The organism is Mycobacterium sp. ACS1612, from assembly GCF_001667505.1.
GTDB lineage: Bacteria > Actinomycetota > Actinomycetes > Mycobacteriales > Mycobacteriaceae > Mycobacterium.
Map to the genome: position 1 here is coordinate 39,937 of NZ_LZHZ01000076.1, position 19,155 is coordinate 59,091.

At 66.9% G+C, this 19,155-nt stretch carries 20 protein-coding genes, 1 tRNA gene and 1 pseudogene; 8 read left to right on the forward strand and 14 right to left on the reverse strand.

From position 1 onward, the window contains the following. Window positions 1-493: 493 nt before the first annotated feature. A tRNA-Asn gene (locus tag A5724_RS32350) sits at window positions 494-569 on the reverse strand. Between the two features lie 142 nt (window positions 570-711). On the opposite strand from A5724_RS32350, the gene A5724_RS32355 reads away from it, so the two are divergent. Then, entirely contained in the window at window positions 712-963 is a 252-nt protein-coding gene (locus A5724_RS32355; protein ID WP_067812195.1) for a hypothetical protein, read from the forward strand. Window positions 964-968: 5 nt separating this feature from the next. On the opposite strand, the gene A5724_RS32360 is transcribed toward A5724_RS32355, so the two are convergent. From A5724_RS32360 to A5724_RS32370, 3 genes are all read right to left on the reverse strand, one after another. Next, window positions 969-1,196 carry a hypothetical protein gene (locus A5724_RS32360; protein ID WP_369830693.1) on the reverse strand — a complete coding sequence of 76 codons (228 nt, stop codon included), beginning with the start codon at window positions 1,194-1,196 and terminating at the stop codon, window positions 969-971. A 133-nt stretch (window positions 1,197-1,329) separates the two neighbouring features. Further along, window positions 1,330-3,255 carry a DNA primase gene (dnaG, locus tag A5724_RS32365; protein ID WP_067812199.1) on the reverse strand — a complete coding sequence of 642 codons (1,926 nt, stop codon included), beginning with the start codon at window positions 3,253-3,255 and terminating at the stop codon, window positions 1,330-1,332. A 34-nt stretch (window positions 3,256-3,289) separates the two neighbouring features. Beyond that, window positions 3,290-4,588, reverse strand: coding sequence for a deoxyguanosinetriphosphate triphosphohydrolase (locus tag A5724_RS32370; RefSeq protein WP_067812352.1), 1,299 nt, complete (start codon window positions 4,586-4,588; stop codon window positions 3,290-3,292). Here A5724_RS32370 and A5724_RS32375 point away from each other — a divergent pair. Further along, window positions 4,587-6,569: a YgcG family protein gene (locus A5724_RS32375; RefSeq protein WP_067812201.1), complete on the forward strand. Its 1,983-nt coding sequence runs from the start codon at window positions 4,587-4,589 to the stop codon at window positions 6,567-6,569. The two genes, A5724_RS32370 and A5724_RS32375, sit on opposite strands and share 2 nt — an antisense overlap. Here A5724_RS32375 and A5724_RS32380 read toward each other — a convergent pair whose 3' ends face one another. Further along, the gene (locus A5724_RS32380; protein ID WP_067812203.1) at window positions 6,570-7,286 is read right to left on the reverse strand and encodes a CoA pyrophosphatase; all 717 of its coding nucleotides are present in this window, start codon (window positions 7,284-7,286) and stop codon (window positions 6,570-6,572) included. 237 nt (window positions 7,287-7,523) lie between these two features. Here A5724_RS32380 and A5724_RS32385 point away from each other — a divergent pair, with 237 nt between their 5' ends. Then, window positions 7,524-7,955: an STAS domain-containing protein gene (locus A5724_RS32385; protein ID WP_156752552.1), complete on the forward strand. Its 432-nt coding sequence runs from the start codon at window positions 7,524-7,526 to the stop codon at window positions 7,953-7,955. Here A5724_RS32385 and A5724_RS32390 read toward each other — a convergent pair. After that, window positions 7,952-9,340: a glycine--tRNA ligase gene (locus A5724_RS32390; protein WP_067812207.1), complete on the reverse strand. Its 1,389-nt coding sequence runs from the start codon at window positions 9,338-9,340 to the stop codon at window positions 7,952-7,954. The genes A5724_RS32385 and A5724_RS32390 overlap by 4 nt on opposite strands. A 68-nt stretch (window positions 9,341-9,408) precedes the next feature. Here A5724_RS32390 and A5724_RS32395 point away from each other — a divergent pair, with 68 nt between their 5' ends. Genes A5724_RS32395 through A5724_RS32405 form a run of 3 tightly spaced genes read left to right on the forward strand, consistent with a single transcriptional unit; the run spans window position 9,409 to window position 10,846 of the window. Beyond that, complete coding sequence (locus tag A5724_RS32395; RefSeq protein ID WP_067812209.1) at window positions 9,409-9,768, forward strand: metalloregulator ArsR/SmtB family transcription factor; 360 nt, start codon at window positions 9,409-9,411, stop codon at window positions 9,766-9,768. Beyond that, complete coding sequence (locus tag A5724_RS32400) at window positions 9,765-10,166, forward strand: Fur family transcriptional regulator (RefSeq protein WP_067812211.1); 402 nt, start codon at window positions 9,765-9,767, stop codon at window positions 10,164-10,166. Before A5724_RS32395 ends, A5724_RS32400 begins: the two co-directional genes overlap by 4 nt. Next, entirely contained in the window at window positions 10,163-10,846 is a 684-nt protein-coding gene (locus A5724_RS32405; RefSeq protein WP_067812213.1) for a hypothetical protein, read from the forward strand. Before A5724_RS32400 ends, A5724_RS32405 begins: the two co-directional genes overlap by 4 nt. A gap of 12 nt (window positions 10,847-10,858) precedes the next feature. Here A5724_RS32405 and A5724_RS32410 read toward each other — a convergent pair whose 3' ends face one another. Genes A5724_RS32410 through recO form a run of 3 tightly spaced genes read right to left on the reverse strand, consistent with a single transcriptional unit; the run spans window position 10,859 to window position 12,961 of the window. Next, a complete protein-coding gene (locus A5724_RS32410) occupies window positions 10,859-11,266 on the reverse strand; it encodes a hypothetical protein (RefSeq protein WP_067812216.1) in 408 nt (135 codons plus the stop codon). After that, entirely contained in the window at window positions 11,266-12,156 is an 891-nt protein-coding gene (locus A5724_RS32415) for a decaprenyl diphosphate synthase (protein ID WP_197518879.1), read from the reverse strand. The genes A5724_RS32410 and A5724_RS32415 overlap by 1 nt, the downstream gene beginning before the upstream one ends. Next, on the reverse strand, window positions 12,095-12,961 hold the full coding sequence (gene recO, locus A5724_RS32420; protein ID WP_067812221.1) for a DNA repair protein RecO: 867 nt from the start codon (window positions 12,959-12,961) through the stop codon (window positions 12,095-12,097). The genes A5724_RS32415 and recO overlap by 62 nt, the downstream gene beginning before the upstream one ends. Before the next feature lie 62 nt (window positions 12,962-13,023). On the opposite strand from recO, the gene A5724_RS32425 reads away from it, so the two are divergent. Beyond that, window positions 13,024-14,538, forward strand: a complete 1,515-nt coding sequence (locus A5724_RS32425; protein ID WP_067812355.1) for an amidase — start codon at window positions 13,024-13,026, stop codon at window positions 14,536-14,538. A 70-nt stretch (window positions 14,539-14,608) separates the two neighbouring features. Beyond that, window positions 14,609-15,022: pseudogene (locus A5724_RS32430) on the forward strand (CAP domain-containing protein); the annotation flags it as partial. Between the two features lie 35 nt (window positions 15,023-15,057). Here A5724_RS32430 and era read toward each other — a convergent pair. From era to A5724_RS32455, 5 genes are read right to left on the reverse strand one after another with little or no spacing between them, the layout of a single operon-like run. Next, entirely contained in the window at window positions 15,058-15,966 is a 909-nt protein-coding gene (gene era / locus A5724_RS32435; protein ID WP_067812226.1) for a GTPase Era, read from the reverse strand. Further along, the gene (locus tag A5724_RS32440; RefSeq protein WP_067812228.1) at window positions 15,963-16,280 is read right to left on the reverse strand and encodes a cytidine deaminase; all 318 of its coding nucleotides are present in this window, start codon (window positions 16,278-16,280) and stop codon (window positions 15,963-15,965) included. The genes era and A5724_RS32440 overlap by 4 nt, the downstream gene beginning before the upstream one ends. After that, window positions 16,273-17,562, reverse strand: coding sequence for a hemolysin family protein (locus A5724_RS32445; protein ID WP_067812230.1), 1,290 nt, complete (start codon window positions 17,560-17,562; stop codon window positions 16,273-16,275). The genes A5724_RS32440 and A5724_RS32445 overlap by 8 nt, the downstream gene beginning before the upstream one ends. Further along, window positions 17,559-18,095: an rRNA maturation RNase YbeY gene (gene ybeY, locus A5724_RS32450; RefSeq protein ID WP_067812357.1), complete on the reverse strand. Its 537-nt coding sequence runs from the start codon at window positions 18,093-18,095 to the stop codon at window positions 17,559-17,561. Before ybeY ends, A5724_RS32445 begins: the two co-directional genes overlap by 4 nt. Before the next feature lie 4 nt (window positions 18,096-18,099). Beyond that, the gene (locus A5724_RS32455) at window positions 18,100-19,137 is read right to left on the reverse strand and encodes a PhoH family protein (RefSeq protein WP_067812231.1); all 1,038 of its coding nucleotides are present in this window, start codon (window positions 19,135-19,137) and stop codon (window positions 18,100-18,102) included. Between the last annotated feature and the right edge of the window lie 18 nt (window positions 19,138-19,155).

Here is a 19,155-nt window from a genome sequence, read left to right on the forward strand (position 1 = left end):
CCGCAGCCTTACCCGGCGGATAACAAATCCTTCCTCGTCGGAACTGAATTCTGGCTTGCCGGTGATTACGAAACCACCTGTGCGATCACGACTATTGACAAGTACCAGCCGCCCAAACCGGGTGACGCCATCACAACTCAGGAGAAGAAATGACCAACAGTGTCGCGGGTTCCAGCCGGTTGCGGCGCCTCGTACCCTCAATCCTCATCGCGACAGCCGCGTTCGGGGCCATCGCGGGCGCGTCCGTCGAGGCCGCCGGCATCGCCTCGGCGCGGCCGAATCAATGTGAAGACGGACAGTGCCCTCCACCGCATCCGCCGAATGAATCGACGCATCCTGCTGGGTCCACGCCTAACGTGCCATCGGGGCCGTCGATCAACCCGCCAGCCCCGACCCAATGGTTTGTCTGCGACGGCATGTTCGACATCAGTCCCTGCTTCGGTGGTCGCATATAGGGCCAGGAATTTGACGACGGCGGCCAAGTGAGAAATCGTGGCTCCCCCGGCTGGACTCGAACCAGCAACCCTTCGGTTAACAGCCGAATGCTCTGCCAATTGAGCTACAGGGGACTGCGTGCCTCGCGCGGACTGCGCCGCGAACCAAGACTGTAGCGTACCTGCCGGTCGCGTCGCCAATACGATCCCCCCCCCGCCCTACACAGCCAAGTGAGGCAGGATGGAGGCCGATGCACCGTCGACCGGGAGGGGCCCTGTGATCCGGTATCTCGTCGTATTGGCTGTCGGCTACGTACTGGGTTCGAAGGCGGGCCGACGCCGTTATGAACAGATCGCCGGAACCTACAAAGCGGTCACCGAGAGCCCGGCCGCCAAGGCCGTGATCGACGCGGGACGCCGCAAGATCGCCGACCGGGTCTCCCCCGATCCGGCGATGGTCAAGCTGACGCCCATCGACTCCCAGACCGACGTGTTGCAGCCGGAGGCGATGGCCAAGAAGGACGGCTAGGCTAGTCAGCCGATCGGCTGCGTCCAGGACTGCGACGGCAGCAGCGGCCCGGTGCTGAACCCGATGCCGCCACCCGGGTTGCTACCCGCGTTGGGGCCGTAGATTCCCCAGTCCGGGGTACCGGCGAAGACCGGCTGACCGTTGGAGTACGACAGGCACTTGCCGTCCGCTTTGTTGCCGAACCACGCCAGGCAGGCCGGCGACGCCGTGACCTGCGAGTGGTCCGAGGTCACCGTCGAAGCATAGAGCGGAACGGCCACCGCCGCAGCCACAAAAGCGCCCGCGACCAGCCGATTAAGGTTTGACACAAGCCTTCCTCTCCACTCAGGCCCCGACAGCCCATCCACCATAACCTGATTAGCGCATTTACGCAGTAAGGTCGTCGCCGCTGGCCTGCTCGAGCAGGCTGCGCCGATAGGCCTCCATCGCGACCAGATCACCGAACAATGCGTGGTACTCGTCGCCCTGCTCCACCGGCGACATCCGCTGCAATTTCGACTTGACCTCGGCGATCTGCCGTCCGACCCATACTTCCTGCAGCCGGGCCAGCACTCCGCCGATGTAGCGCGGCAGTTTCTCCTCGTCGTCGACGTTGATGGCCTCGACACCGAGTTCGTTGACCAGGCTGGCGGCCGCAGGCGTCGCCGTCTGCGCGCGCACTGCCTCGATCCACTGCGCGCCCGCCAGACCCGCCGACGTACCGCCCGCCGCGTCGATGGCCGCGCGCACCGCCGCGTAGCCCGGGTGCGTGAAACTCTCCACCGTCAGCGAGTCGAACACCGGTCCCGCCACCGCCGGATACTGCAGCGCGGATTTGAGCGCCTCACGCTGCGGCCACAGTGTGGGATCCGCCGGATCCGGCCGCAACGTTGCGGCGTTCTGACCGCGGGCCTCACGCGGCTGCGACGTCTCGGTGCGTCGCCTGCCCCTCTCCGGCATGCCACGCTGCTGCGCCTCCTCGCGCACTCGGCCGATCACCTGGGCTTCGTTCGCCCAGCCGACCCATCCGGCCAACCGTCGCGCGTACTCGTCGCGCAGCATGCTGTCTTTGATGCGCGCCACCATCGGCACGCACTGCCGCAACGCGTTGACCCGGCCCTCGGCGCTGTCGAGATCATGTTCGGCCAGCGCTGTGCGAACGGCGAACTCGAACAACGGAGTCCGCCGCGCCACCAGGTCGCGCAGCGCGCCGTCGCCGGAATGAAGCCGGATGTCACACGGATCCATCCCGGCCAAATCCTCCTCGGAGGCCACCGCGACGAACGACTGCCCGGCCAGATTCTGTTCGCCTTCGAAGGCCTTCACCGCCGCCGCACGTCCGGCGGCATCGCCGTCGAACACGTAGATCAGTTCACCGCGAAAGAAGTTGTCGTCCATCATGAGTCGGCGCAGCATCGACAGGTGCTCGTCGCCGAACGCGGTGCCGCACGAGGCCACCGCGGTGGTGACCCCGGCGAGGTGCATCGCCATCACATCGGTGTAGCCCTCCACCACGACGGCCTGATGGCCCTTCGCGATGTCGCGCTTGGCCAGGTCGAGTCCGAACAGCACCGACGACTTCTTGTACAGCACCGTCTCCGGGGTGTTGATGTACTTGGCTTCCATCGTGTCGTCGTCGAAGATGCGCCGCGCACCGAAGCCGATCACCTCACTGCTGCTCGCCCTGATCGGCCACAGCAGCCGCCGGTGGAAGCGGTCCATCGGCCCGCGCCTGCCCTCCCGCGACAAGCCGGCGGCCTCGAGCTCCTTGAACTCAAATCCCTTACGCAGCAGATGCTTTGTCAGCGAATCCCAACCCGACGGGGCGAACCCGCAGCCGAACTGGGCCGCGGCCTGCATGTCGAAGTTGCGGTCGAGCAGATACTGCCGCGCGGGTGCGGCTTCGTCGGACTGCAGCGCCTCGGCGTAGAACTCCTGCGCGGCGGCATTGGCGGCGAGCAGCCTGCTGCGGCTGCCGCGGTCGCGCTGCACTTTCGTCGCCGACCCACCGGTGTAGGTGACCGTGTAGCCGACCCGGTCGGCGAGCAGTTCGACGGCCTCGACGAAGCTGACGTGTTCGATCTTCTGGACAAACGCGTAGACGTCGCCACCCTCGCCGCAGCCGAAGCAGTGGAAGTGCCCGTGGTTGGGCCGCACGTGAAATGACGGCGACTTCTCGTCGTGAAACGGGCACAGCCCCTTCAGCGAATCGGCGCCTGCCCGGCGCAGTTGCACGTAGTCGCCGACCACGTCTTCGATGCGGATGCGTTCACGAATGGCCGCGATATCGCGATCAGGGATTCGGCCGGCCACTGGGTCAGTCTAGAGCGCCGGACGTCCGGCGCGATCACAGCTCAGCCGGTTCGAGGCGCTCCAATCGGCCTTCCGTGAACGACGCGATCTGGTCGATGACCACCCGCAACCGCGCACCGTCATCGGCGGCGTCGTTGAAGGCGGGCACGAAGATCGAGTCGAGTGTGGCCGGTGCGCCCGCGAGCACCCACTGTGCAACGCGGTGGATCCGGTCCCGCTGCCTGGCCTGCAGTTCGAGGTGGCGCGGGTCGGACATGATGAATTGCAGCGCCAGGATCTTGAGCACCGCGACCTCGGCGCGCACCAGTTCGGGCACCCGTAACTCGGCCTCATACCGCACCAACGGGCCCGGCCCGTGATCCTGTCGGGTGGCGGCGATGGCCGCGGACGCGAACCGGCCCACCAGCTCGCTGGTCAACCGCTTGAGAGCGACGGACGCCGCGAGCGTGCCGTCGTACTTCCCGACGGCGGCGACGATCGGCAGGGCCGACAGCCGCTCGGCGGCGGCCACCAGGTCGTCGGCCAGCAGCCCCGCCCCCATCCCATGCGACTCGCCGAGACGCCCCAGCACCGCGGCGGCATCGTCGTCGGCCAGCACCCGCATGTCGATGCGGCCCGAAACGACGCCGTCCTCCACGTCGTGCACCGAGTACGCCACGTCGTCGGCCCAATCCATCACCTGCGCCTCCAGGCACGGCCTGCCCTCGGGAGCCCCCGACCGCACCCAGTCGGCCGCGGCGGCGTCGTCGTCGTAGAAGCCGAACTTGCCGTTCGCGGTGCCGCGGCGCCACGGATACTTGGTCACCGCGTCCAGCCCCGCCCGGGTCAGGTTCAGCCCGGCACTGTGCTGTTGGGAGTCAAGCACTTTCGGTTCCAGGCGGGTCAGGATGCGGAAGTTCTGCGCGTTGCCCTCGAAGCCACCGTGCTCGGCGGCGAGTTCATCGAGCGCGCGTTCGCCGTTGTGGCCGTACGGCGGATGGCCAATGTCGTGGGCCAGCCCCGCCATGTCGACGAGGTCGGGGTCGCAACCAAGACCGATGGCCATGCCGCGACCGATCTGGGCCACCTCAAGCGAGTGGGTCAACCGGGTGCGCGGCGTCTCGCCCTGCCGCGGCCCGACAACCTGCGTCTTGTCGGCCAGTCGACGCAGCGCCGCGCTGTGCAGGACGCGGGCCCGGTCGCGCGCGAAGTCGGTGCGGTGCTCGGTGTCTGTGCCAGGAAGCGCGGCACCTTTCGGCGGTTCGACCACCACCCGCTCGCGGTCGAACTCGTTGTAGGGATCTCCAATCACGGCCACCGACGGACAGTCTGCCAGTACTACATTGACGACCATGCGCATCGCCCGTTTGCTCGGCCTCGTGTTCGCGGTGATGACCCTCGGCGCCCTGCTGGCGCCGACCGCGACCGGCCAGCCGCCGTTTCGGCTGCCCAGCTATGTGAACGACGGCGCCGACGCGCTCAGCGGTTCGGAATTCAGCGATGTGCAACAGGCCGTCGACAAGCTGTACAACGACAAACGCATCCGATTGTGGGTCGTCTACGTCGACACGTTCTCCGGGATGGACGCCACCAGATGGACCGATGCCACCATCCGCGCCAGCGGCATCAACCCCGACGATGATGCGGTCCTGGCGGTGGCAACCGGGGACCGCGCATACGCGTTTCACGCGCCGTCGAGCATGAGCCGCAGCACCGCCGACGACTTGCGCCGCAACCAGATCGAACCCGCATTGCGTGAAGGGAATTGGGGCGCAGCGGCGATCGCCGCCGCCCAGGCACTCGACCCACCGGACGCGGACATCTCCTGGTTCGGCATGCTGGTGGCCCTGGCGGTGCTGGCGCTGGTCGCGGTGGTGGTGTGGCTGTGGCTGCAGCGGCGCAGGCGCAAGCGCCGCGAGGCGGAGTTCGCGGCGGCGCAACGGGTGGATCCCACCGACCCGAGCGCACTGGCCGCCGTTCCACTCGATGCGCTCGACGAGCTGTCCAAGTCCATCGTCGTCGACGTCGACAACGCCGTCCGCACCAGTGACAACGAATTGAGTTTGGCCGTCGACGAATTCGGCCCCGGGGAGACCGCACCGTTCTCCACCGCGGTCGCCAACGCCAAGACGACGCTGGCGCAGGCGTTCAACGTGCGGCAGATCCTCGACGACGCCGTGCCGGAGTCGCCGCAGCAGCGCCGCGACCTGTTGACGCGGGTCATCGTCGCTGCCGCCAAAGCGGACCATGAACTCGACGCCCGGCGCGAGGCGTTCGAGCAATTGCGTGATCTGGTGATCAATGCGCCGTCGCGGCTCGACGCGCTGACCCAGCAGATGGTCGAACTGACCGCGCGGATCGGCCCGTCGGAGCAGACGCTGGCGTCGCTGCACAACCAGTTCTCCGACACGGCGTTGGCGTCGGTGGCGGGAAACGTCGAAACCGCCAAGCAGCGACTGGAATTCGCCGACCAGAACATCACCAACGCCCGCACGCTCGTCACGCGCCCCGTCGGTCGGCAGACCGGGTTGATCGACTCCATCCGCGCCGCCGAGTCCGCGTTGGGTCAGGCTCGCACACTATTGGACGCCATCGACAGCGCGGGCATCGACATCACCAGGGCCGTGGCCAACCTGCCCGCGGTCGTCGCCGACATCCAGAACGGCATCGATCAAGCGGGAACGATATTGGCTCAGTCCAAAACGGCGCATGCAACGGACCTCAGCGCCGCCCGCGACGCCGCGGTCAAAGCGGTGGCCGACGCGCAAAGCAGCGGCGACGCAGATCCGTTGGGGGCGTTCACCAAACTGACGCAGGCCGACGCCGAACTAGACCGGCTGCTGGCCAACATCGCCGAGGAACGCGAAGCCACCGAGCGGCTCAGCCGCGCGTTCGACCAGGCGTTGTTCACCGCGCAGTCCCGGGTGCGGGGCGTCTCCGACTACATCGACACCCGGCGCGGCAGCATCGGTCCGGAGGCGCGTACCCGGCTCGCCGAAGCGGTGCGCCAACTTCAGGCCGCCCAGGACAAGAGGTCCGTCAACCTGAACGAGGCCATCGCACACGCGAACGGCGCGTCGGTGCTCGCGGCACAGGCGCAGGACCTCGCCAACGCCGATGTCCGTGCGGCGCAACGGTCCTACGCCGGACACTACGGGCAGACCGGCGGCTCGAACATGGGCGCGGTGCTCGGCGGCATCATCATCGGCAACATCCTGTCCGGTGCGCTGCGCGGTGGGATCGGCGGCAGCATGGGAGGGGGTTGGAGTTCGACGTCGTTCGGCGGTTCGTCCGGCTCATCCGGCGGCGGCTACACCGCGGGTGGGCGGTTCTGACTACTTCCAGGCGAACACCGGTTGTTCGAGGCCGGCGACCGGGTCGTCGCGGCCTTCGAGGCACAGCCACCGCAGTTGCAGCAGCACCGCGCCCGTCGGCGCGTGGATCAGGTCATTGCCCAGCGGGATCTGCACCACGGGCCGCGGACTCTCCGGAATCGAGATGAACCGCGGCGAGTCGTCTCGTTGCAGTTGGTGCAGTCCCACCCGGTACACGGCCGCTACTTCGGCGGGCGCGGGCCGCAGGTCGAGTCGGCCGCCGCCCCACAGCACGACCGGGGTGATCACGTATCCCGACCGGGTCGGATAGTCGTCGAGCAGGCCCAGCACCGCCGACTCGGACAGCGTGACCCCGACCTCCTCCTCGAGTTCGCGCAGTGCGGCTTGGACGACGGTCTCCCCCGGATCCACCCTGCCGCCGGGCAGCGCCCACTGCGCGGAATGCGAATTGAGGCGAATCGCCCTGCGGCACAAGATGAACGCCGCGCCGCCGGACACGTCGACCATCCGCCCGTCGAGGCCGGCCTCCATCAGCAGATCCGCGATGAAGTCGGCCGCGCCGACCGGATCGACCCTGTCCTCGCCGACCTCGGAGTCGACCAGCACGATGGCGACGGCGGCGTGTCGCTTCGTCGGGTCGATCACGGTGCGGCGGTCGTGGGCGGCAAGGCGTTCGGAGATCTGGTGCCGCAATGACTCGTCGTAGGAGAACGTCACCCCTCGACCATAGGGAGCGCGGCAAACGACCCGTCGGCCGAGGGACAATCTGTGAGCAGGTGCTCAACCAATTCGGCCCCCAGCCCGCTACTGAATCCGTCGCCAAGAGGACACTTTCGGCTCGGATGTAACGTCGTTCAACGGATAAGTTTCGCTAAATGTCCTGCTAGTAACGCGTTGATGAGAGTTCTCTGAACTTTGCCATGGGCCACTGAATCCGTATTAGAGTCCACTGTGATGGCTGTCACAACTCTGCGAACGCGCCGCCCAGAGACCGCACCGATCGATGATTCACAACGCTGCGGCAGAGCGACCTTCGCCGTGCGGCACCCGTCATCCACCCGCGTGGCGGTCGCCGTCCTCGGCGACGTCGACGCGTCGAATGCCCGCGAACTCGGCCGCTACGTCGAGAGCCACATCCACTTGTCCAAACAACTCGTCCTCGACCTGCGTGCCGTCGAGTTCTTCGGCGCCCAGGCCTTCACGGCGCTGTACTACATCAGCGTCTACTGCGCCCGCGGCGACGTGGACTGGATCATCGTCGGCAGCGGGGCGGTCCGGCGACTGCTGGCGCTCTGTGACCCGCAGGGCGAGTTGCCGTTGGTCGACGACCTGTCCTCGGGGCTGTGCCGACTCGACCGCCTGGCGCACTGCCGCTACGCGATCTAGCAGCCCTTCAGTCGGAGCGCCAGATAGTCACTCACGCCGTCGAGCGGGACGCGGTCCTGGGTCATGGCGTCGCGCTCGCGGATGGTCACCGCGTGATCCTCGAGCGTGTCGAAGTCGACCGTCACGCAGAACGGCGTGCCGATCTCGTCCTGTCGGCGGTAGCGCCTGCCGATCGCGCCAGCGTCGTCGAATTCGACGTTCCAGCACTTGCGTAATTCGGCGGCCAGATCGCGGGCCTTCGGCGACAGATCGGCATTGCGGGACAACGGCAGCACCGCCGCCTTGACAGGTGCCAGCCGCGGGTCGAGGCGCAACACCGTGCGCTTGTCGATCCCGCCCTTGGCGTTGGGTGCCTCGTCCTCGGCGTAGGCGTCGACGAGGAACGCCATCAGCGAGCGCGTCAGGCCCGCTGCCGGCTCGATCACGTACGGCACGTAACGGGTGTCGGTGGTCTGGTCGTAGAACGACAGATCGACTCCGGAATGCATTAAGTGCGTTGACAAGTCGAAGTTCGTGCGGTTGGCCACACCTTCCAGCTCACCCCACGGGTTGCCGTGGAAGCCGAACTTGTACTCGATGTCGACCGTGCGGTCGGAGTAGTGCGACAGTTTGTCCTTCGGATGTTCGTACAGCCGCAGATTGTCCGCGTCGATGCCCAGATCGATGTACCACTGCAGCCGGGTGTCGATCCAGTACTGATGCCACTCCGGCGCGCTGTCCGGTTCGACGAAGAACTCCATCTCCATCTGCTCGAACTCGCGGGTGCGGAAAATGAAGTTGCCAGGGGTGATTTCGTTACGGAAGCTCTTGCCGATCTGGCCGATGCCGAACGGCGGCTTGCGCCGCGCGGTGGTGACGACGTTCGCGAAGTTGACGAAGATGCCCTGCGCGGTCTCGGGCCGCAGATAGTGCAAACCCTCTTCGGTCTCGATCGGACCGAGGTAGGTCTTCAACATCATGTTGAAGTCGCGCGGTTCGGTCCACTGGCCCTTGGTGCCGCAGTCCGGGCAGACGATCTCCGACATCGGCACGTCGTCGGGGCTGCCGCCCTTCTTCGCCGCGTAGGCCTCCTGCATGTGATCCTGCCGATGCCGCTTGTGGCAATTCAGGCATTCCACCAGTGGGTCGTTGAACACCTCGACGTGACCGGAGGCCACCCACACCTCGCGCGGCAGGATGATCGCGCTGTCGAGGCCGACGACGTCGTCGCGGCCGGTGACCACGGAGCGCCACCACTGCCGCTTGATGTTCTCCTTGAGTTCGACGCCTAATGGGCCGTAGTCCCAAGCAGATTTGGTGCCGCCGTAGATCTCGCCGGACTGGTAGACGAGGCCACGACGCTTGGCCAGATTTGCAACGGTGTCGATGATCGACGAAGAAGCCACGGGTGAAACCTTAGCGACCGCGTCGTCATCGTTGACATGCGCGGTCGTGCATGTATTCTGACGGCATAATGAAAACCGTTTCCACTTTGCCCGGCGCGGAGGTGCACGACCACGGCGGCGCGCCCCTTCCGGACCTGCCCCCGCGCGATGTTCTGGACACCGCCGGTGACCTCTTGCGGGCGCTGGCCGCGCCGGTGCGGATCGCGATCGTGTTGCAACTGCGCGAATCGGCGCGCTGTGTGCACGAACTCGTCGACGCGCTGGAGGTGCCGCAACCGCTGGTCAGCCAGCACTTGCGGATCCTCAAGTCGGCGGGCGTGGTGGCAGGCGAGCGGACCGGTCGCGAGGTGATGTACCGACTGGTGGACCACCACCTCACCGATATCGTCGTCGCGGCGGTGACCCATGCGAGCGAGGGCGGCACGTGAGCGCGACGGGGGTGCGGGCCACCCGGCAGCGCGCCGCGATCTCTGCGCTGCTGGAGAAGCTCGACGATTTCCGCTCAGCCCAGGAGTTGCACGACGAACTGCGCCGCCGCGGCGAAGGCATCGGGTTGACGACGGTGTACCGCACGCTGCAGTCGATGGCGGCCAACGGTCTGGTCGACACGTTGCGCACCGACACCGGCGAGTCGGTCTACCGACGCTGCTCCGACGATCACCATCACCACCTGGTCTGCCGCGCGTGCGGCTCCACCGTCGAGATCCAGGGTGGTGACGTCGAGGCGTGGGCGGCTCAGGTCGCCCGCGAGCACGGCTTCTCCGACGTCAGCCACACCATCGAGATCTTCGGCGTCTGCGGCGCCTGCGGCGCCACGTCGCGGTGATCTACGAGGCGTTCAACAGCGCCGGCGTCAGCGTGGTGATCAGCGACGCCGATCTCGACAAGGCCGCACACCATGGCGGGCCGTTGAGCGCCGAGCTTGCCGATGCCGCCGGAGCTGCCCGCCGCACCGACATGGCCGGGCAGCTGCGCAGGAGCCTCGACGGTGCCGAGCGGGCGCGAAAACTGGCCGCCGCCAAGGCACTCCTCGCTCTGGACGACCGCGATGCGGGCCCCCTGCTTGAGTCGCTCGCCGCGTCGGAGGCCGACACCGTCGTCGCGAAGAGTTTCACTGCGGTGGCGACGCGATTGCGCGGATCGCGCGCCGCACTGGAAGTCTTCGAAGATCCCGGCACCGACCCACAATTGGCCCGGCTCCTGCTGTCCAACTACAACAGCCACCTGCGGCCGAACGGCGATGACATCCGGTTTCTGGTCGCCGCGTTGCGGCACTACCTCACCCGCGGCCTGCCATGGCTGACCCGGCTGCGCCCTGACCTGTGGGACAACGGGGTCTTTTTGATCGTCAATGCGCTGTCCAACGACAGGGCGGTGCGCCTGCTGCGCGATGACGTGGCCGCGCGGTCAGGGCTACTGCGACTGCTGACGGTATTGCCGGAGCACACCGATGACGATGACATCGCCTCCGGGGCAACAGATCTGCGCGCGGCGCTGTCAGACTAGGTCGCGGCCCACCTAGCCGAGCAGGTCTCGACGGATGTCGACGCCGGTGGCAAGCACCAACAGGATCAGCGTGCGCAGCGCCTCGTCCGCCAAACCCGCTCCCGGGAAGTTGTACCGCAGCAGCACGTCGCCAGCCTTCTTCGAATTGCCTTTGGCGCCAGCGCTTTTCTCCACCAGCGACACTGTGCCGAGCAGCGTGTTGCGAGCATGCCGTGCGACCTTGTTGCGCAGTTTGGCGTCCACCGGCAGGTCCCAGGCCAGGATCTGGGTCAGCGACACCATGTCGAGTCCCTCGGCGATGGTCACGACACGCAGGGATGCGATGGTGTCGTCATGGCGAACGGTGAGCGCACCGTCGTCCTCCTGCTGAACCGACAGAACGTCGTCGAGGACCGTCGCGAGCCTCTCCTCCAGCGCCATCAGGCCCGCCCGAATCTGCGGTTGCGGTTGACGTACTCCTCGCAGGCGTCCCAAAGGTCACGTCGGTCGTAGTCCGGCCACAGCTTGTCCTGGAAGACGTATTCGGCGTACGCAGCCTGCCACAACAGGAAGTTGCTGGCCCGCTGCTCGCCCGACGTGCGGATGAACAGGTCGACGTCCGGGATGTCGGCGCGATGCAGATGCTTGGCGAACATGGCCTCGCTGATCCGGTTCGGGTTGACCTTGCCGTCGACCGCTTCCTGGGCGAGCGCGCGGGCCGCTTCGACGATTTCGGTGCGGCCCCCGTAGTTGACGCAGTAGTTGATGGTGATGACGTCGTTGCCGACGGTCATCTGCTCGGCGATGTCGAACTCTTTGATGACACTGCGCCACATCCGCGGACGTGAGCCGACCCAGCGCATGTTCACGCCCATGTCGTTGAGGTTCTCCCGCCGCCTGCGGACCACCTCGCGGTTGAATCCCATCAGGAAGCGCACCTCCTCGGTGCTGCGTTTCCAGTTCTCGGTGGAAAACGCGTACACCGTCAGGTGCTTGATGCCGATCTCGATGGCTCCGCAGGTGATGTCGATGAGCACCGCCTCGCCCATCTTGTGTCCCTCGGTGCGGTGCAGTCCGCGTTGCGTCGCCCACCGCCCGTTGCCGTCCATGACGACGGCGACGTGATTGGGCACCTGGTCGGCGGGGATCTGCGGGGCGGCGGCCTTCGAGGTGTGTTGCGGTGGCCGCGCGAATCTGCCGTTGGTATGCGGCGGCAGGTCGGGAAACACCACGGGCCAAGACGACTTATCGGGGAACGTCGGATAGTCGTCAGGCGCCGGGGGCAGCTGTGGGTAGCTGGTCTTCGCCCGCTTGATCGCCATGGCTGACATCCTGCCCGAACACCGAAACGCGATGCTCAGCAGCCACCGCGGTGCGGTGATCGGCAAGTGTGCGATCGATCCGGTAGCCCCGTTCGACCAGCGGCAATGTCCGCAGCTGACGTTCCAGATGCCACTGCAGATGCGCGGCCACCAACCCGCTGGCCTGGCTGCGGTACGACGGCGTCGACGCCTGCGCATGCTCCCAGTCGCCGTCATAGAGCGCAGCCATCAGGTCGAGCACGCCTTGCGGCGGGGTGGCCGACCCGGACGGCCTGCAGTGCACGCACACGCTGCCGCCTGCCGCGACGTGAAACGCCCGATGCGGACCGGGTGTGGCGCAGCGGGCGCATTCGGTCAGCGCAGGCGCCCAACCCGCGATTCCCATGGCGCGCAACAGATAAGCGTCGAGCACGAGTTCACGGGGACGACTGCCGTCGGCGACCGCCCGCAGCGCGGCCACGGTGAGTCGATGCAGCGCGGGCACCGGGGCCCGCTCCTCCCCCGCCAGCCGCTCGGCGGTCTCCAGCACCGCGCACGCGCAGGTGTAGCGGCCGTAGTCGTTGACGATGTCGGTGGCGAACGCGTCGATGGCCTGCACCTGGGTGACGATGTCGAGGTTGCGGCCGGGATGCAGCTGAACGTCGATGTGCGCGAACGGTTCCAGCCGCGCCCCGAACTTGCTGCGGGTGCGCCGCACCCCCTTGGCCACCGCGCGCACCAACCCGTGGTCACGGGTGAGCAGGGTGACGATCCGGTCGGCCTCGCCGAGCTTGTGCTGGCGCAGCACCACCGCCCGGTCTCGATACAGCCGCATTAAGAAAGTCTCTCACCGTGCTCTGACAGTTGCTGTTGGCAACGCCGATATTCTTGTACGTGATGGTCGAATCCTCGAAACGCCACGCCCGATTTCCCACGATCACCACCCAGCTTTACCAGCTTGCCGCCGGCACAGTGACGTCGGATCAACTGGTACGGCGATCACTTGACGCCATCGACGCGAGCCAATCGACGCTCAACGCGTTCCGGGTGGTGTTGCACGAGAGCGCCTTGGCGGAGGCCGAGGCCGCTGACCGGAAACGTGAAGCGGGAGTAGAACTTCCGTTGCTGGGCATCCCGATCGCGGTCAAAGACGACGTCGACATCGCGGGTGTGCCCACCCGCTTCGGCGCCGACGGGAACATCAGGCCGGCGGACCGCGACTCCGAGGTGGTGCGCCGGTTGCGGGCCGCGGGCGCCGTCATCGTCGGCAAGACCAACACCTGCGAACTGGGTCAATGGCCGTTCACCAGCGGACCCGCCTTCGGGCACACCCGCAATCCGTGGTCGAGCGAACACACCCCGGGCGGCTCGTCGGGCGGCAGCGCGGCAGCCGTCGCGGCCGGATTGGTGGCCGCGGCCATCGGTTCTGACGGCGCGGGCAGCGTGCGGATTCCCGCGGCGTGGACACATCTGGTCGGCATCAAGCCGCAGCGCGGCCGCATCTCCACGCGGCCGTTACCCGAGGCGTTCAACGGCATCACGGTGAACGGGGTGTTGGCGCGGACGGTGACGGACGCTGCGCTGGTGCTCGACGCCGCGTCCGGTAACGCCCCGGGTGATCTGCATCAGCCGCCGCCGGTGCGGGTGTCGGAGTTCGTCGCGCAGGCACCGGGCCCGCTGAAGATCGCGATGTCGACGAAGTTCCCGTTCACCGTGTTCAAGGCCAAACTGCACCCGGAGATCCGGGCGGCCATGGAGACGGTCGCCGGTCAGCTCGAACAGCTGGGGCACACGGTGGTCGAGGCCGACCCCGACTACAACCTGCAGATGTCATGGAGCTTCCTGTCCCGGTCGACGGCAGGGTTGCTCGAGTGGGTGGATCGCCTCGGCCCGAACGTGAACCTGGACAAGCGGACGTTGGCCAACACCAGGACCGGGTGGTTGTTGTCGCAGCACACGCTGCGCAAGGCCCGCGCCCGGGAGGCGAAGGCGCAGCGCCGGATCGGGTGGACCTTCAACCTGTTCGACGTGGTGCTGGCGCCGACCACCGCGCTGCCCCCGCCGAGGGTCACCGACTTCGACCACCGCGGCGGGCTGTCCACCGACCGCGCGATGATCCGCGCATGCCCGGTGACCTGGCCGTGGAACCTGTTGGGGTGGCCGTCGATCAATGTGCCAGCCGGGTTCACCTACGGCGGGCTGCCGATCGGGCTGCAGCTGATGGGGCCCGCCAACAGTGAGCCGCTGCTGATCTCGCTGGCCGCCGAGTTGGAGGCCCTCAACGGTTGGGCGCTGCGCCAACCTGAGGTGTGGTGGGACCGCACGCAACCGGCCGCGACGCCTCTGCCGGTTCCCGAGCCCAGTTTGGGCAATCTCGTCGCCGACGAGCCGGTTCGCGACGAGGTCGCGTAATCTCCCGAACGTGGCACTTATCCGGCGCGCGCTGCCTGTAGCGGCGGTGGTGGCTGCGGCCGTAGCCGGCATGCCCGCAGCGAGTGCCGACAACAAGCGGCTCAACGACGGTGTGGTGGCCAACGTCTACACCATCCAGCATCAGGCCGGCTGCACCAACGACGTGAAGATCAATCCGAAGCTGCAGTTGGCCGCCGAGTGGCACGCCAACGACGTGCTGAACAACCGCGCGTTGGACGGGGACATCGGATCAGACGGGTCGACGCCACAGGACCGGGCCCGCAACGCCGGCTTCGTGGGCGTCGTCGCGGAGACGGTGGCCATCAATCCCGCGCTGGCGATCAGCGGCGTCGAGATCATCAACAACTGGTACTACCGGCCCGACTACATGGCGATCATGTCGAACTGCGCCAACTCCCAGATGGGTGTCTGGTCGGTCAACAGCCTGGACCGCACCGTCGTCGTTGCGGTGTACGGCCGGCCCGCTTAGCGCAGCCTGATTCTTCTTCGCGCAAGCGCTCAGAAGCCCAGTCGCCCAAGCTGTTTCGGGTCGCGCTGCCAGTTCTTGGCGATCTTCACCCGTAAATCGAGGTACACCTTGGTGCCCAGCAGCTTCTCGATCTGGGTGCGCGCGGCAGTGCCCACTTCCCGCAGCCTGGCGCCGCCCTTGCCGATCACGATGCCCTTCTGGCTCTCGCGTTCGACGAACAAGGTGGCGTGTACATCAACAAGCGGGCTCAGGTCGTCGCGGCCGTCGCGCGGGCTGACCTCCTCGATGACGACGGCCAGCGAATGCGGGAGTTCGTCGCGCACCCCTTCCAGCGCCGCCTCGCGGATGAGCTCGGCCATCAGCGTCTCCTCAGGCTCGTCGGTCAGCTCACCGTCGGGATAGAAGGCCGGGCCGGGCGGCAGTTGGGTAGCCAGCACATCGGTCAGCACGTCGAGGTTCTCGCCGGTGGTCGCCGACACCGGCACGATCTCGGCATCCGGTCCGGCCAGCTCGCTGACCGCGATCAGCTGCGCGGCCACCCGGTCCTTGGCCACCTTGTCGATCTTTGTGACGATGGCCACCAGCGTGGTCTTCGGAGCGATGGTGCGGATCTGCTCATAGATCCACCGGTCCCCCGGCCCGATCTTCTCGTCGGCCGGAATGCACAAGCCGATGACGTCGACCTCCGAATAGGTGTCCTTCACCAGATCGTTGAGCCGCTGCCCCAACAGCGTGCGGGGCCGGTGCAGGCCGGGCGTGTCGACCAGGATGATCTGGAAATTCTCTCGGTGCACGATCCCGCGGATGGTGTGCCGGGTGGTCTGCGGTCGGTTCGACGTGATCGCCACCTTCGCGCCCACCAGCGCGTTGGTCAGCGTCGACTTGCCGGTGTTGGGCCTGCCGACGAAGCAGACGAACCCCGAGCGGAATTCGGTCACAGCGGGGTGCCGCCGCGGTCGGCGACGATCACCGCGGCGTCGGCCGACAATTCGCGCACCGCCGCCACGCCTGCGTCGTCGGCAGAACCGCCGACCAACGCCGCGGCCTCGAGCCCCGTCGCCCCGCTGGACACCGCGGCGGCCACGGCCGCCTGCAGCGCGGTCAACTGCAGAGCCTGCAGTGCGACGGGCGCACCCGCATACGTGCGCCCGTCGGCGTCGCGGACTGCCGCGCCGCTGGACGCTTCGGCCCGGCCCATCGCGCCGCGGGCCAACGTCACCAGCTTGGCGTCCTCGGCGTCGAGTTCACTCATCATGCTCCTCGGGTTTCTCCGTCGGACTGACCAGGACCGTACCGATCCGGACCCTGCCGCGATGGTCGGGCCCGCCTTCGGCGCGCAGGCGCAACCCGTCCCACGTCACCTCGGCGCCCGGCAGCGGCACGCGGCCCAGTTCCAACGCCAGCAGGCCGCCGACGGTGTCGACGTCGAGGTCCTCGTCGAACTCGACGTCGTACAGCTCCCCGAGATCCTCGATCGGCAGCCGCGCCGATACCCGGAAATGCTTGTCGCCCAAATCTTCTACGGGCGCCACCTCGTCGGTGTCGTATTCGTCGGCGATCTCGCCGACGATCTCCTCCAGCACGTCCTCGATGGTGACCAGGCCGGCGATCGCGCCGTACTCGTCGACAAGCAGCGCCATGTGGTTGCGGTCGCGCTGCATCTCGTCGAGGAGCGCGTCGAGCGGCTTGGAGTCCGGCACGAACACCGCAGGGCGCATCACATCGGATACCTTGGTGTCGCGGCCGCCGTTGGTCGAGTAATACGTCCGCTGCACAAGGTCTTTGAGGTAGACCACGCCGACCACGTCGTCGACGTTCTCGCCGATCACCGGAATCCGCGAATGTCCGCTGCGCACCGCCAGCGAGGTGGCCTGGCCCGCGGTCTTGTCGCTCTCGATCCACACCATCTCCGTGCGCGGCACCATCACCTCACGTGCGGGGGTATCACCGAGTTCGAAGACGGACTGGATCATCCGGCGTTCGTCGTCGGCCACCACGCCGCGCTGCTGGGCCAGATCGACCACCTCACGCAGTTCGATCTCGGAAGCGAACGGGCCGTTGCGGAAACCGCGGCCGGGCGTCAGCGCGTTGCCGATCAACACCAGCAGTCGACTGATCGGCGTGAGCAACACCGAAATCGCCTGCAGCGGAAGGGCTGCCATCAGTGAAATGCTGTAGGCGTTCTGCCGTCCGACGGTGCGCGGGCCGACGCCCATCACGACAAAGCTGACCACCACCATGATGGCGGCGGCGGTGAACATCCCCCAGCCGACGCCGAGCAGGCCGTCCAGGTAGGCGACCAGCAGCACCGTCGCCGTCACTTCGCATATGATGCGCAGCAGCACAACAAGATTGATGTACCGCGGCCGTTCGACCATCACCCGGGCCAGCCGCACGGCGCCGGGGCGCTCGTCGCGCACCAGCTCCTCGACACGGGCCACCGACACGGTGCTGACGGCGGCGTCGATGGCCGCGAACAGGCCGCCGAGACCAATGAGCGCGATCGCGCCGATCAGGGGGCCGATGCCGGTCACGGTTCGTCGAAATATCGGGACTTGTCCAGCAGCCGCCGGTCCTTCTCGGACTGGCGGTCCTGGTGGTAAGCCTCGACCTGGTCGGCCACCCACTCCTCGAGCAGTTGACGCTGCAGCGCGAACATCTCCTTCTCCTCGTCCGGCTCGGCGTGGTCGTAGCCGAGCAGGTGTAGGACGCCGTGCACGGTCAGCAGCGCAAGCTCCTGGCCGAGTGTGTGACCGGCCGTGGCGGCCTGCTGCGCCGCGAACTCCGGGCACAGCACGATGTCACCGAGCATCGACGGACCTGGCTCAGGGGCGTCGGGCCTGCCGCCCGGTTCGAGCTCGTCCATCGGGAAGCTCATCACGTCGGTGGGGCCTGGCAGGTCCATCCAGCGCATGTGCAGATCGGCCATCGCGGCGGTGTCGAGCAGCACCATCGACAACTCTGCGGCGGGGTTGACCTTCATCTTGCGGATGACGAACCGTGCGACGCTGATCAGTTCCTCTTCGGAGACGTCGATGCCCGACTCGTTGGACACCTCGATGGTCACACGCTCACCTTCGCGGTCTTGCGGCACCGGAAGCGCGCCGCTGGGCCCGGTTCATCAGTGCGGGCTCTTCGGATTTGGCGTAGGCGTCGACGATGTCGGACACCAGTCGGTGTCGTACCACGTCGGCACTGGTGAGCTCAGAGAAGTGGATGTCGTCGATATTGTCGAGAATCCGCATCGCCGCATGCAGACCCGAGGCGGCACCGCCGGGCAGGTCGACCTGCGTGATGTCGCCCGTCACAACAATTTTCGAGTTGAAGCCAAGCCGGGTCAGGAACATCTTCATCTGCTCGCCGGTGGTGTTCTGCGCCTCGTCGAGGATGATGAACGCATCGGAGAGCGTCCGGCCACGCATGTACGCCAGCGGTGCGACCTCGATGATCCCGGCGTTCATCAACTTCGGGATCGATTCTGGATCCATCATGTCGTACAGCGCGTCGTACAGCGGGCGCAGATACGGATCGATCTTCTCGCTCAACGTGCCCGGCAGGAAGCCGAGTCGCTCGCCTGCCTCCACCGCGGGGCGGGTGAGGATGATCCGGTTCACCTGTTTGGTCTGTAAAGCGTTGACCGCCTTGGCCATTGCCAGATACGTCTTACCGGTGCCCGCGGGGCCGATGCCGAACACGATGGTGTGGTTGTCGATCGCGTCGACGTATCGCTTCTGGTTCAACGTCTTCGGCCGGATCGTCTTGCCGCGCCGCGAGAGGATGTCGAGTGTCAGGACCTCGGCAGGTGACTCGTCACCGGTGCCGGTCAGCATCGCGACACTGTGTCGGACCGCGTCGGGTGTCAGTCGTTGACCGCTGGCGACAATCGCGACCAGTTCGGAGATCACCCGCTCAGCGAGCGCCACATCGGCCGGTTCACCGGACAGGGTCAGGGCGTTGCCGCGCGCGTGGATGTCGGCGGAGAGGATGTTTTCGAGTGCGCGCAGATTCTCGTCGGCGGAACCCAGCAGGCCCACAACGAGGTCGGGCGGAACATTGATGCTGCTGCGAACGGGCGAGTCCGAGTCAGCGTTCGTCTCGCGGGGCGTCACGTGGGGTTTTCTGCCTGC